This window comes from Deltaproteobacteria bacterium (assembly GCA_020848905.1).
Classification (GTDB): Bacteria; Myxococcota_A; Polyangia.
Window position 1 is genome coordinate 60,314 of record JADLHG010000006.1, and the last position, 13,357, is coordinate 73,670.

General features: G+C 70.4%; 11 protein-coding genes. 4 read left to right on the forward strand and 7 right to left on the reverse strand.

Annotated features, from left to right (window positions below):
* The first annotated feature begins 128 nt into the window (after nucleotides 1–128).
* Entirely contained in the window at nucleotides 129–1,163 is a 1,035-nt protein-coding gene (locus tag IT371_04655) for a hypothetical protein (protein MCC6746925.1), read from the forward strand.
* A 23-nt stretch (nucleotides 1,164–1,186) separates the two neighbouring features.
* Here the strand turns inward: IT371_04655 and IT371_04660 are convergent, their stop codons facing one another.
* Both IT371_04660 and IT371_04665 read right to left on the reverse strand, forming a co-directional pair.
* Nucleotides 1,187–1,624, reverse strand: a complete 438-nt coding sequence (locus IT371_04660; GenBank protein MCC6746926.1) for a hypothetical protein — start codon at nucleotides 1,622–1,624, stop codon at nucleotides 1,187–1,189.
* Between the two features lie 177 nt (nucleotides 1,625–1,801).
* Complete coding sequence (locus IT371_04665) at nucleotides 1,802–3,610, reverse strand: hypothetical protein (GenBank protein ID MCC6746927.1); 1,809 nt, start codon at nucleotides 3,608–3,610, stop codon at nucleotides 1,802–1,804.
* A gap of 433 nt (nucleotides 3,611–4,043) precedes the next feature.
* Here IT371_04665 and IT371_04670 point away from each other — a divergent pair, with 433 nt between their 5' ends.
* A complete protein-coding gene (locus IT371_04670) occupies nucleotides 4,044–5,594 on the forward strand; it encodes a hypothetical protein (GenBank protein MCC6746928.1) in 1,551 nt (516 codons plus the stop codon).
* A 42-nt stretch (nucleotides 5,595–5,636) separates the two neighbouring features.
* Here IT371_04670 and IT371_04675 read toward each other — a convergent pair whose 3' ends face one another.
* The 4 genes from IT371_04675 to IT371_04690 form a co-directional block, all read right to left on the reverse strand.
* Complete coding sequence (locus IT371_04675) at nucleotides 5,637–7,307, reverse strand: DUF2961 domain-containing protein (protein MCC6746929.1); 1,671 nt, start codon at nucleotides 7,305–7,307, stop codon at nucleotides 5,637–5,639.
* Between the two features lie 70 nt (nucleotides 7,308–7,377).
* Nucleotides 7,378–8,178 (reverse strand): hypothetical protein, encoded by an 801-nt coding sequence (locus tag IT371_04680; GenBank protein ID MCC6746930.1) that lies wholly within the window; start codon nucleotides 8,176–8,178, stop codon nucleotides 7,378–7,380.
* Between the two features lie 212 nt (nucleotides 8,179–8,390).
* Nucleotides 8,391–8,924 (reverse strand): hypothetical protein, encoded by a 534-nt coding sequence (locus tag IT371_04685; protein MCC6746931.1) that lies wholly within the window; start codon nucleotides 8,922–8,924, stop codon nucleotides 8,391–8,393.
* Between the two features lie 332 nt (nucleotides 8,925–9,256).
* Entirely contained in the window at nucleotides 9,257–9,994 is a 738-nt protein-coding gene (locus IT371_04690) for a hypothetical protein (GenBank protein ID MCC6746932.1), read from the reverse strand.
* Between the two features lie 313 nt (nucleotides 9,995–10,307).
* Here IT371_04690 and IT371_04695 point away from each other — a divergent pair, with 313 nt between their 5' ends.
* Nucleotides 10,308–11,162: a hypothetical protein gene (locus IT371_04695; protein ID MCC6746933.1), complete on the forward strand. Its 855-nt coding sequence runs from the start codon at nucleotides 10,308–10,310 to the stop codon at nucleotides 11,160–11,162.
* A 311-nt stretch (nucleotides 11,163–11,473) separates the two neighbouring features.
* Nucleotides 11,474–12,634 carry a hypothetical protein gene (locus tag IT371_04700; GenBank protein ID MCC6746934.1) on the forward strand — a complete coding sequence of 387 codons (1,161 nt, stop codon included), beginning with the start codon at nucleotides 11,474–11,476 and terminating at the stop codon, nucleotides 12,632–12,634.
* A 41-nt stretch (nucleotides 12,635–12,675) separates the two neighbouring features.
* On the opposite strand, the gene IT371_04705 is transcribed toward IT371_04700, so the two are convergent.
* A complete protein-coding gene (locus IT371_04705) occupies nucleotides 12,676–13,338 on the reverse strand; it encodes a glutathione S-transferase family protein (protein MCC6746935.1) in 663 nt (220 codons plus the stop codon).
* Nucleotides 13,339–13,357: the final 19 nt, after the last annotated feature.

Consider the following 13,357-nt stretch of genomic DNA (forward strand, 5'->3'; position numbering starts at 1 on the left):
CCGGGTGGGGTCCGCACTCCCGCTCTCCCGCGCCGGCTACTGCGAGTTCGCGAAGAATTGCCGCGCGTCCACCGTGGTCGAAGGCCGGCACGCGCCATGCTAAGTAGGCGCGCGAGGAGACCTGCACGATGAGGAGCGCTCGATGGCTATGGCCGATCGCCTGCGCCGCGTTGGCTGCGTGTGCCGGTCGCGCGGGAGGCGGAGACGGAGGGGCGGTGACGGAACAGGGGGGCCCGCTCGTCGACGGCGCGGTGGGCTCCGGCGAGCAGCTCGGACCGGGGCGCGGTGACGCCGCCTCGAACGAGGGCGGGGGATCGCGGGCTGACAGTGGGTCGGTGCGTGGTGGCGACGGCGCGGCGCCGCCTCGGGCGGACGGCTCCGCCACGACCGCGGTTCCGGCCGTCGCGATCCACGCGGGCCACTACGTGACCTACCGGAGCCAGCTCCAGGGGCTCGGCCCCTTCATCGTCTACGGCTGGGCCGCAGATCCGGCGCTCAACCAGTATGCGCGGGAGCTGGCGACCCTCGCGAGCATTCAGGACCCCGGAGTGAGCAAGATGGTGATCTTCTCCTCGGCCAAGACCGTGCAGAGCAAGCTGAGCTCGAGCGCCGGGGTGGCCGAGCTGAAGAACGCGGGCGTGACCTGGCTCGACTACAACAGCGAGGGGGACAAGACCCCGGCGAGCGAGATGCAGAACCTGCCGCAGGCCGTACAGGCCTTCGCGCAGGCGGCGACCCGCGCGGGCTTCGCCGCCGGCTGGGGCCCCATTCGCTCCACGGCCGACGCAATCTCCGATGCGCAGTACGCGGCCCTCGTGCAGGCGGGGCTCTCGGGGCTGGCCTTGCAGGAGCAGAAGCCGATCGAGTCCTCTTGCGCCGCGGACCGCACGAGCGCGGTGAAGTCGCTCGTGGCGAGACTGCGTCGCGCCGCCTCAGGCAAACCCTTTCGCGTCACGGTGCAGCTCATGCCGACGCGCTGCCAGGCGGGCGACACCTTCGCGCTCACGAACTGCGCCGGTGAGGGGAAGGGGCCGACGTACTTCCATTGTCAGAAGCTCGCCGACGGGCTCGGCTCGAGCGTGGAGGCCTTCGCCATCTGGGCTTCGTCGCCGCCTGACAACAGCGGCCTCGTGCCGCTCCTGCGGGCGCTTCGCCACAGGTAAGGAGGCTCAGGTCGCGCGGCGCGCTACTTGGAGCACGGGCAGTACTGCCCCATCGGATTGCACGCCAGGTCGTCGTAGGTGCAGTCGACGCCGTTGGTGATGGTGTAGCGCGTGAACTTGGCGCACTCCCCACCTCCGGTCGGCACTTCGCTGGTTCCACCCGCGACGGCGACCATGTTGCACTCGGAGAGACCTTCGGCGTGCTTCGAGCAGTTCGTGCCATTGCAGCTGAAATCGATGCTACACGTCGACGAGAAGAGGCCGTCCCGGGACATGAACCAGTACGACGTGGGGCCTCTCTTGACGTAGCACTTGAGAGGCATGGCTTGCGCCGTGCGTTCCTGGCTGCTCTCCTCGGCCTCGGTAGGCTCGCCAGGCTCGCCGGGCTCGGTGCCGCAGCTGAAGAGCCCGAGTGGAAGCGTCATCACGCCCAGAAGGATCACCATCTGTCGGGTGGTCATGTTGCCCTCTTTGGTTTTCAAAGCCGCAAGTGCAAAGATGATGCCCGGCGAGGCAGCCGACGGCATCGCGCGAAGTCGTCGAGATCACGAAGTAGCCGCGCTGAAGCTCCGCGGTGCATCTGGCCAGAGCGTCAGCCAGTCCGGGGCGGAACCCGATCCGTAGCGCCCTGTCCCGCGTCAGCGCGCGGAGGCCGAGGGGCGAGCATACGGATCGAGGCCAAAGGCGCGGGCGTTGTTACGCCACCAGTAGTCCCACCACTCGGGCGCCTTCGGCGTGTCGGAGAAGACGGCCTGCAGCGGTCTGTCCCCGCTCGTGAAGAGCAGCGCCGTGGACGACCGCTGGAGCGCGTCGCGAACGCTCGGCGAGGCCACCTCGCGAATCATCTGCCGCGTCGTCGCGTCTACCACGATCACGCCATCCTCCCGGGCGGCGGAGAGCAGGTTCGAGAGCGCCGCGTCGAAGCTCTGCCGGCCGTTTCCCTGGTTGTAGGTCTGTAGCCAGGGCAGGACATCGGTGCAGACCACGGCGTCGAAGCGGCCGTCGGGTCGCCGGGCCGTGATGTCCTGCTTGACGATCCGGAGCTGGCTGCGCGCTGCTCGGCGCGGACGCGAGCTCTTCGTGAGCGTGTCGACCACGGTAAGTCCTTGACGGTCGACGCGATAGGGCCAGCCTCCGAAGTGCTCGAGGGTCATGCTCTCGGAAGCGCCGGAGAGGCGATCGCCGAACGGGCTGCCGAAGCCGCTGTACGACGGGCGCAGGGCCACCTCCGCCGTGAGCTTCAGGTGGCGCCCGAAGAGCTGGCGGACCTTCCCCGCGGAGGCGAGGGCGAGGAGCGCCTTCTGATAGCCGCGGTCCTCGGGCTCGCCGGCGGCGAGGGTGGTCGCGTGACGCTTCTCCAGCGATTGGATCGTGCGCCGCGAGCCGCGCGCGTGCTGCTGACTGACCTCTTCCAGGAGCAGGCCGCCCCCGATGCTCAGACGATCTCCGCTCAGCGCGTAGTGTGGCGCAACGTCGCTGGTCACGACCTCGATCTGGAGCTCATCGCGGAGAAAGCGCGCGAGGGCGGGCGGGACGGTCGGGTCCTTGGCCAGTCGCTCGGCCGCGTCCTCGGCCATGGAGAGCAGCGCCAGAGGCAGCGAGAGGTCGTCGGCTCCCACGCTGAACAGCCGCAGGCTTCGTCGTCCGGAGGCGTGCGCCTGTCGGAGCAGCACCGGGAGCTTGCGATACATGAGGTCCAGGTAGCCGGCCTGAGACGAGCCCCACCAGTACCGCGCGTTGCCTCCGACGTCGCGATAGCCGTTGGCCCGTCGGTCCCGCCAGGGCGCCACGCTCTTTCTGGGCGGTCGCGCGGGGCCCTGCAGCCGGACGATGGGATTCCATCGGTCGTCGGGGCGGTGTAGGACAGTCACCGGCGCGTCGAGCGCCCGTTCGAGCTCCGTCAGCGTGCCCGCGCCGAGGCAGAGCGACCTGACCTGGCGCGTGAGCCGTCCGGCGAGCTGCGGGTGCCCCCCGTCGAGGAGGAACCGACGCGCGTCGAGGAGGTTCATTACTTTGCCGGTCGTCGGGTCCACGACGCTTGGATCGGGACGCGCGCCCGTTCGGGCGTACTCCTCGAGGACGCGGCGCAGGCGAGCCGGCGTCCCCTCCTGCATGGCCTGGCGCTCGACCTCGAAGAGCAGCTCGCAGCACCCGTCCTTGGGGCTCAGGAATCTGTGCCTCGTCAGCGCGTCGATGATCGGGTCGCGGCGGAGCGTGGCCAGCGGCGCCCCGTCCCGCATGGACTGGATCCGGGACAGCACCGCCTTGGCGGCGAGCGCGCGCGGGTCGCTGCCGGTCGACGCCTTCTCCAGCCTCTTCACCAGCAGCGTCGCGGCGTGGGCCACGTCGCGCCCGGTTCTCCCCCAGGCGGGGCGACCGCCGGCGGAGAGCACCGTGGCGACCACGAGCGCCTGGGCCAGCACGACCGCGTGAAGAGAGCGGGGCATCCGGCTACGTGGTGCAACCCGCATTCCATGTCGCGATGGGGCCCACGCGGGGGTCACCGGGGGTGGCGAGAAGGGAGCTCTCCCGTCGGAGATCGGGGCCGCGACCGCGTCCCGCGCCGCAAGACCCGAGGTCGACCGACCTCGCCTGGGCGCAGGCTGCGGGACGTGTGCGGCTCTCGCGGTGGGGTCTCCTGACCCCTCGTGGCGGAGGGGCCAGCAGTTTCCAGCGACACGGATCTATCGGACCTGTCGCGCGAAGCGTTCTGCGTCGCACGCGGGCGGACCGCGGCGCGTCTCCGTCGGTGAGCTCGAGGAAGGATGAGGCCATCACCGCCAGATCGGGCCCGCCTCCGAGGCGCGTTAGCGCTGGCAGGCCCCTTGCTTCTATTCGGTCCGGCCAATGAAAGCACTCTACCCAGCCAAGGAGGTCTTCGTGACGCGATGGGCAGCAGCGATGCTGGTGGCGTGTACCGCGGCAGCCGGATGCGAGGCCGTCGTCTCGAGTCCCCACCAGGTGGTGGCGAGCCTGCACCTGATCGCCGACGGTGACCAGCTCGGCGGGCTCGTGGCCACCGAGTGCGTCGCGCTGCACGGCGCGGCGAGCTGCGGCGCGAACGCCTATCCGAACGCCCTCGGCTGCGACACGATGACCGTCCAGATCCGGGCCTCGGGGGAGACCCACATCCGCTGCGAGGCCGCAGGGAAGGTGATTCGCGAGGGGCTGGCCACCGTCGCGGACTCCGTCCCGGTGATCTGCAAGGCCTCGCAGGACCTCTCCTGCCAGCTCTGCGCCGACATCTACGGGCATACGGTGGTGGATACGTGCAACGATCGCGGCTCGCAGCTCTTTCGCACGGCGGGCGGCGCCTGGGGTGGAGAGGCGCAGAGCGGCATCCCCGGGGTGGGCCTCGGAAGCGAGCCGCTGCTGCCCGCCGGAGCGGTGCAAACGCCGAGTCAGACCGTCGAGGAGCCTTCCACTCCGGTGTCACCGGGGTGCGAGCCTGCAGCCGCCGGGGTCCTCTTCGCGAAGAAGCTGAACGCCGTGCTGAAGTCCGAGGAGCTTCAGTTCTCGTGGTCCGTTCCGGGTGGGCAGGCCGCGGCGAGCAGTAAGTGGGGGCTCGAGGGGAGCGGCGGCAAGGATGCCTGCACCGCCTGGCAGGAGTCGCACGGCGAATACACCCAGTGCTGGAGCAACGAGCCCGGCCATTGTCACTGCACGGACCAGGGGGCGATGGTTCCCGCGGGGCAGGGCAAGCAGACCTGGTTTCCTGCCGGCAAGACCGTCTGCAAGTGCGCCCGCATCAACATCCAGGCCTTCCGCGAGGCGTGCGCGGAGATCCCGCCCGCCTGCACCAACCGCGCGGACTGGGTCGCCAAGCTCGTCACCGCCTACGGTCAAGGGACCGCGTGGCTCTTCGCGAAGGCCAAGAGCGACGGCGGGGCGAAGTGCGTGGGCTCGCCGCTCGTGCTCGACCTCGGCAACGACGGGGTGGCGCCGACGTCGATCGAGCAGGGCGTGCGCTTCGACCTCGAAGGGCTGGGTGCGCAACGCACGGCCTGGATCAAGGGGGACGACGCGTTGCTCGTGATGGACCGTAACGGCAACGGCCGCATCGACGGTGGCGCGGAGCTCTTCGGCTCGGGGACGCTGGTGCACGGGGTGCCCGCGGCCGACGGCTTCCAGGCCCTCGCGGTGCTGGACCTGCCGGCGCACGGCGGCAACGGCAACGGGCTCGTCGAGGCGGGGGACCTGCTCTTCTCCGAGCTCGCGCTCTGGAGCGATCGCAACGGGGATGGCCAGGCTCAGCCGGGCGAGCTCCGCGGGCTCGAGACTGCCGGCGTACGGGCGCTCGAGATCGCGCCCCAGAGCCGCGCGCACCGCTTCGACGCCCACGGCAACGACCTTGGCCTCGCCGCGCGCTTCCACTTCGCCGACGGACGCTCCGCGGTCCTCGTGGACGTCATGTTTCGCACCGACCGGTGACGCGCTCGCCCTCGAGGCGCTGAGCCCCGTCTGCCGATCTCATCACTGATAGAAGAGCGCCACGGAGGCGTAGCGCACGAGCACCTCGGGGGCGCCGGCGCCGACCTCGAAGTCCAGCCGGAACGAGCGCTCGAAGTCGATGGCGTCGGTGAGGATATGCCAGCGCAGGAGGGAGGCCTGGCCCCGGGCCTCGCGCGCGTCCTTCGGGTCGTACTGCACGAAGTTCGCGGCGCTCAGGGCGTGCGCGTAGCGACCGTTCCAGAAATACCAGCCGCCGTTGAAGTAGTCCTCCGTGCCGTCCCCTCGGATGCGGACCTCCCCGTCGATGGTGCCCCGCTCGTCGCCCTCGAGGCAGTTCAAGGGGTGCGGGAAGATCTCGTTCGCCGGGTCGGGCCGGCAGTCGATGGAGAGGAGCGTCCCGACGTAGGTGCCGCGGCCGGAGATCTCCGCCACGAGGTGACGTGCGCCGGGGACGAGCGGTGGGATTTGCTCTCGCACCTGCGCGCGCAGTCGGCCCGCGCTGGCTGCCGGGGCCGTGCGGTCGCCGGCCGCCCGGACCGCGAGGGAGACGGGCGCGTCTCCCCGGTTGCGCAGGGCGAGCCGCGCCCCGCGGACGAAGGGCATGGGGAGGCGGAGCGAGAGCCGCCACCCGGACCGCGTGCGCGTCACGCGCAGGGGCAGCGTACGGAGCTCGCCGAGGGCACGGTCGCTGGCGAAGAGCGCGCCGAGCGAGACCTCGAGCGCGGGCGTCGGCTCCGTGTCCCACGAGGCCTGCAGGTCGAGCGCACCGAGGGACGCGAGGGCACCGTCTCCGTCGAGCTCGAGTTCGAGGAGCTCGATCGTTCCGGGTCCGGCGATCTCGAACAGCGGGGTCGTCCTGGCCGGGGGCGCGACCAGCCGGCGGTCGATCCAGGTGAGCTCCTGTCCCTCTCCGGGGTCCTCGAGGCCCCCGCCCGCAAGGAGGGCGCGGGCGAGGCCGGAGCGGGCCGCAACCTGGCTCGGGTCGAAGGGGAGGGTGGTCTGGCCCGCGGGCAGGTGCTGCACGCCTACGTGGTAGTAGTGCAGCTTGCTCGGAACCAGTCGATCGAGCACCACGCGCACCTTGCTCTGGAAGCTGATGGGGAGGTAGCTCACCGTGGTGCCGGAGCGCCACCCCGCGAAGGGTTCGCCGAAGAGGGGATCGCGCCCCTCGGCCCAGTCGCGGAGCCGGCCGCGATAGACCGGTCTCGTGAGGTCGTCGACGTAGATCGCGATCGTCTCGTCGGCGAGGCCGACGATCGCCGATCCGGGCTTTTCGCTTTCCAGCAGCGTGCCGATGGAAACCTTGATGCGCGAGATGTAGCCGGGCCCCTCGTCGTCGGCGAAGATCAGGTAGCCCGGGATACCTTCGGTGCACCGTTCGGGCTGCGCGACCTCTTGATAGAGCAGCGGCGCTCGCCCGCCGCACACGGCGACGAGGTTGTTGAAGTCCTTGTTGCCGCTGGCCACGAAGGGATAGTCACGGCGTTCGGCGTCGGCGCCGGAGCCTTGGGCGTAGCGTCGTGCTCCTGGCACGGGAAGCTCCCGCCAGGCGCCGAGCGCCGCCCAGCCGACGTCGATGGGGCCGGGCGGGGGTTCGCAGCCGTCGAGCCCTACGAGGAGGCCGAGCGCGAGCAGACCCAGGCTGCCGCACGTAGCGCGCGCGGCAGATCGGGGCCGTGCTCGCCGCGCCAAGGTCCTACGCCTTGGGGTGGCGGTGCCGCCGCCGAAGCTGCCGAGCATGAGCAGCGCGCTCCCGAGCCTGCTACGGCGCGCGTAGGTGGTCCGCGCGCGGGAGCTCGCGCGCGAGCCGTTGGTCGGGGTTGTTGCCCCGGAGGCGCTGCACCGCGATGCGGTGGTTCGTCTGCTGGTCCGCCCGCTCGTAGAGCCACTTGGCCACGTTATGGAGCAACCGTCCCCTGGGACGGAGGACAGGCCCTCCGGCCGCGCCGAGGTAGATGCTGTAGGTCGCGGGGCCTTCTTCGCCGCCGTCGAGCACGGCGTTCTGCTTGTGCATCGTCACGAGCGCCTGGCCGCGTCGACCCATGAGCAGCGCGCGCCGGTGGATCGCCGTCGTGGCGACGCCGTCACCGATCACCCGACCGATCGTGAGCGAGAGGGAGCCGGCGTGCGGGTGGACGACGATACCGAGGCCTGCGAGGGCCTGGAACATGGACACACGCGTGCTGTGGGCCAGGGTGGCCGGGACGGGGTTCAGGTTGAGGAGGTACTCGATGGGACCTGCGCCGTCTCCCGCCGCCAGCAAGGCCGCCTCCCCATCCCTCCGGAGCTTGTAGCCCGTTCCCGCCTCGTAGGGCCTGCCATAGAGTTCGGCGAACCGCCCTTTGCCTCGCTCGAACCAGGGGCCGCTCGCGCGCCCTTCCATCCAATTCGGGGCGTAAGGGGCCAGGAGCCCTTGCACCTCAGTCCACAGGGAGCCCTGGCCGGCCTGCTCGAGCGCCGCTTTCACGGCCTCGGTCGCCGCGTGGTGCCATGGCTCCGCGCTCGCAGCGGTGGTCCACAGGGCCGCTACGCACACCACAAGTCCTCTCGCCGAGCGAGTCATGCCTGTGTCTCCTGCGATGACCCCGAGCCGAGCAAAATACGTGCCAGGGTTGCGCAGCGCCATTGGCTGTGATCTTCGCGTGTTGGCTGACGCCGGATGTCGGGTAAGGTGGGGTCGCCCGTCCCCGAAGGTGGCTACCCCTACGATGAGCCCCGCGGCCGCTGCGGGGCCGGGGCCCAGAACATCGAACGGGTTGGAAGTCGTACGGTGTTCTAGTTGGACTCGCGGTTCGTCGTGCCCTGGATGGTGAGGCGGCTGAACAACCAACCGAAGAAGCCGGGCTTGCGCTGCAGCGTGATCTTCGCGCTGGCGAGGTCGACCGACATGGAGGCGACCGGCTGACCCGGCAGGAAGCGCACGTCGATGCGGTCACCGCGCCTCGAGACGCGCGTGCTCGCGACGTGCTCCTGGCCGAGGCGCAGGGTGGCGGTTGTCATCTCCCGCGTCGACCGAGCGTAAAAGCTGGACCTGTCGATGCACGGGGCGTGGTCTTCGATCACGAGCTCGATCCCCGTGGCGGTGGGACGTTCGCCGCGCTGCGCGAGGTACCCCACGCGCGCCTCGTAGCTCCGCTGGAAGGCCCACCGCGTGAAGGTGCCGTAGGCCGTGTAGTACTGATCCGACCATCCGGTGTTCTTGCGGACGTTGCCCTTCACGCTGAAAGCCCCCGTCAGCGGCTCCGCCGTGGCCACGGCGGAGATTCCGAGGGTGGTCAAGGCGACGGCCAGTGCGAGCGGACGAATCATGGGACGCTCCTTCCTGCGAGTTCGAGGCCCAGTGGCCCAGCGGCCGAGCTCCGCAACCGGGGGCGCAGCGTCGGCCACGGGTTCGGTCCGGTCTCCATCGGGCGCTGTAGCAGCTTCCATGCCGGGACCGTTTGTGGGCCCCGGCACGGGCGAGGTCCTTCCAGCGCCTGGACAACTCGTTGAGATCCATCGCGCCCCGCGAAACGATGCGGGGGCAGGAGCGCGGTTGCCGAACGCGCGGTCGCAGAGACTGCGTGGCGAGCTCTGGCAGGAGTGGCTGCGGCGCCCGCAATCTGCTGTGGGCAGGTCCTCGGCGGAGGAGCACCGATCGCTCAGAGCGAGAGGAAGGCGCCGAAGAGGAGATCCTTGGCTGCAGCGTCGGGCGAGTCCTCGCGCAGGCGCACCTTGCCGGTGCGGCGCGGGTCGCGCTTGGGGAGCGCAGCGCGCGCGGCGCGCTCGGCCTGCTTCAAACCGTAGGCGCGTACGCCGGTGCGGAGCGCGGCCCCGGCCAGGCCCGCCGGGATGTCCGCGAGGACCGGGTCGTTCAGCACGGCATGCGTCTCGAAGAAGACGATCCCGAGGCAGGAGAGGAGCCCCGCCGCGAGGTTGAGCTGGTGCGGGTGCTCGGCGATCCAGGTCAGGGCGCGGCTCACGACGTGCCGTGGCCCGAGTCGCCGATGCGCGGGTCCTTCGAACCTCGCGGCGACGAGGCGCGCACCTCCGTCGGCCATCAGCGCCATCAGGTAGCCCTCGTCGAGGTCGCCGCCGCTGCCGATCCAGAAGGCGTACGGGGTGCCGGCCTTGGGCGCAGGAAGGGCCCAGCGGAAGAGCTCCTTGAGCCCCGTGATGACCGTCTGCTGGGCGAAGGTCACGCCCCCCGCGAGGTGCTCGAGTCGTCGGGAAGGCGAGAGGACCAGCGTGTCCGGCGGGAGCGATTTGCGGAGGCGGCTGGGACCGGACGGGGGGCGCGGCTTCTTCTCGTGGGCCTCGGAGCTGGCGCCGGCGAGGGCGAGCGCGAACAGCGCCACGAGGCAGCAGCGGTACGGGGCGTGACCCGGGCGCGGAGACATGGTCGAAGCGGCGATGAGCAAGCCGCGGGCCAGGTTCCCCGCGACGGACGGAAGTGATTCTGGTGTGTTGAATCGTCGACCCGGGTCGGACGCGGCTAGGGGACTTGCCAGCGCACCGGCCGCGGAGAGCCCGCGCCGCACTTCCCGCGCACGAGGCCGCATGTGTCAGGCCCGTGGCACGCGCAGCGACAGATATCTGAGGCGCGGGGCTCGGCCGCTCCGTCGAGGAACGTTCGGATCGCGGCCACTTGGCCTGCCCGCGGCGGCTCTGGCACATCGGGTGCTACGCGTTTTCGGCGCACGGAGGATGACGATGATGCGACGACGGATGTTCTGGCCCGCGCTGGCTCTCTTCGCGGGCTGCACCTCCCAGGCGGTCCCCGCGAGCGATGCGTCGGTGGCGGTCGACGCGCGCGGTGTAGACGGCGCGACCGCGGACGCCCGCACTCCCGATGGGGCGGGGCGGGACCTGCGAGCCGACGCGGGGCCGCGGGTCGATGCGCTGGTGCCCACGGCCTGTCAGGCCACGAGCTGCGGCACACCGACGGCGATCCAGTCGGGGCTCGACCTCTTGGCGACGCTCGCGCAGCTCCCGTGGGAATTCGTCGGACCCTACACGAGCCGCTGCTTGAAGATCTCGGAGGACTTCGCCATCACCGGCGAGCTCACCGTGGACGCGCAGGACCTGAAACCTCCCGCGAGCTGCGCCAGCCGCTCCGACTGCAAGCCGGCCATCGGCTTTCGCGTGAAGAAGCTGGCGGGGGTCTCGTGCGCCGAGGCCGACACGACCGACGGGTATCTCGGCCTCTGTCGCAAGCTCACCCTCAAGAACGCGCGCGTTCGGTTTCGCGCCATCCTCGAGGACTGGCACCCCTCGAAGTACAACTTCGTCCCGCTCATCGAGGTCGTGGAATCCTGCGCCGAGCCGTGTCCGGCAGACGCGCTCCGCTGCGCGCCGAACCACACCTGCTTCAGCACCTTCGAGGGCTACTGTCGCCTCTGTCTGGCCAAGGACAAGCAGGCTTGCCCGTGCCTCTCGGCGGCGGGAGCGAAGGCCAACGACACCGAATGCCACTTCATGGTCTCGGGGGACGTGATGTGCGAGGGGAAGTGCCAGAGCGGCACGTGCAAGTACACCGGCAAGCCGGGCTGGGCGGGCTGCCCGTAAGCGCGGTTTCGCGCGGCCAGGACGGCGCGCCACCCACCGAATCTCCCCCGACCGAGCTGCGCGCCCCTCCGACTCCCGGAGCTTGCCTGCGTGCCGAGGGGCGCGTCCCGGCTGCCGCAGTTCCTTCATAAGACCATATTTATATTGATGTATTCTTGCCGCCAGTAGTTGGCCAACACTAGTTGGCCGCGGGCTTGCTAGGCCGCGCGGCGAGCGGTCGGTTGAACGCGGAACGGTGACGAACGATCGACGCGTGACGCGGGCGGCCCGGGCGCCGGCGTCGGCGGTGTCGGAGCAGCAGGAGGAGAGCCATGCGCGTGATGGGGTTTGTCGCAGGGTGGGTGGTGGTCGTCTGCGTCGCCGCGTGCGGCGACGAGCCGTCGATGGGCGAGCGACGGCCGAGCATCCTTCGGCTGGGCGCCAAGGAAGACCGCTCCGATGGGTTGCGCTGGATGGAGGCGCGGCTGAGCTGCACCGAGAGCGTGAGCGGCCATTTCGAGCCCGGTAGTGACGCTCACGTGTACACGCTCGAGGCGCGTGCGGGCGTTACGGTGAACCTGTCCTACGTGGCCGACTACGCGCCTTGGTACGGGTCGACCATCGGCGTCTACGACGCGTCCGGGGCCCGGGTGGCGCACGGCGGGACCCTCTTCGGCGAGCGCGCCGCCCTCGGCTTCGCGCCGACCAAGGATGGGGTGTATCAGGTGGCCGTGTATCCGTCGTGGCGCGCGGCCCGAGGCAGCTACACGCTCACGGCGCGCTGCGAAACGGTGGCGTGCACGGGAGACCGGGAGTGCCCGAGTGGGCAGTTCTGCGGCAAGCCCGACGGATGCGGGTTCACCCAAGGGGTCTGCACTCCGCTGGGCCAGGAGTGCAACGACCGGGACGCACCCGTCTGCGCCTGCAACGGTCTGACGTACAAGAATCGCTGTCGCTCGAGGGCCGTGGCGCTGTCGGTAGCCTACGAGGGCGGGTGCGTGGCCTTGGCCACGAACAAGGCGATCTACGACCGGCCCGACCTGATCACGGCCACCCTCTCGAATCCCACGTCCGAGACGCTGTATCTGGATGGGTGTGGCTTCGGCTGGCACGAGGACACGCGTGCGGGCTGGGTTGATCGCGGTTACACCGCCACCTGTCCTTCGCCGCGCGCGGTGTACGCCCTTCCCGCCGGGAAGACAGCTCACAGCGCGGTCTTTCCAAAGACCGGGGGCGTGCTGCGTTTGGCGACGGCCTACGGCTTCGGCTGTACGCCGGGCAAGTCGCTCCTGGAGGCCGGTTGCCGCGCGGTCTTCAATACCGTGTCGGCCTCCTTCTCGGTGCGCATGGAGGGCTGCAACTACGCTCCTACCGCCGAGCGTAGCTACCAGGGACAGAGCCGCGCGGCCTGCGACAAGCTCGTGGTGAAGTGCAGTGCCGGCTTTCAGCCCTTCGACGACAGCTGCGGGTGCGGCTGCGTGGCGACGCGGTAGGTCTGCCTCGGCGGTGCGCGGCCGCGTGTCCGCTCCGTGGCCTACTTCCAGTGCGGCGGATACGTGCGCTCGTAACCGGGGAGCGCGCGCACCGCATCCATCAGGCGCCCGAGGCGCGGAAAGCGCGCGGCCACCGGCGCGAAGGTGATCGCGAAGGGACGGGCCGCCTCCTTGCTGGCCGCGCGCTCGAGCGAGGCCAGCGCGGGGTAGAGCACGAGGTCCGCGGCGGAGGGTTTTCCCCCGACGGCCCACGGACTGTCCGCGCCGAAGGCGGCCTCGAAGCGGGGGAGCTCCTCGTCGATCACGGCCATGGCCTTGCGCACCTCGTCGGCCTGCTCCGTCGCGCGCCCGAAGTAGAGCGGCAGGATGAAGCTCTCCAGCGCGGGGTCCAGGTAGGCCGTGTACTCGGAGACGAGCCGGTTCACGAGGCCCGCCTCCTCGGGCGTGCGGCCGAAGAGCGGCGGCTCGGGGTGCTTGCGATCCAGGTAGGCCAGGATGGCCAGCGACTCGTAGAGCGTGTAGTCCCCGTCCCGGAGCGCCGGCACCCGGCCTCGCGGGTTGAGCCGCCGGTACTCCTCGGAACGGAGCACGCCGCTCGAGAAATCTACCCGGGTGGACTGATAGGGCACCCCCTTCAGCTCGAGCGCGAGGAGCACTCGCCAGGCGTAGGGACTTCCGCTTCCCCAATAGATCTCCAGGGCCATCTGCGTCTCCTTAAGGTGC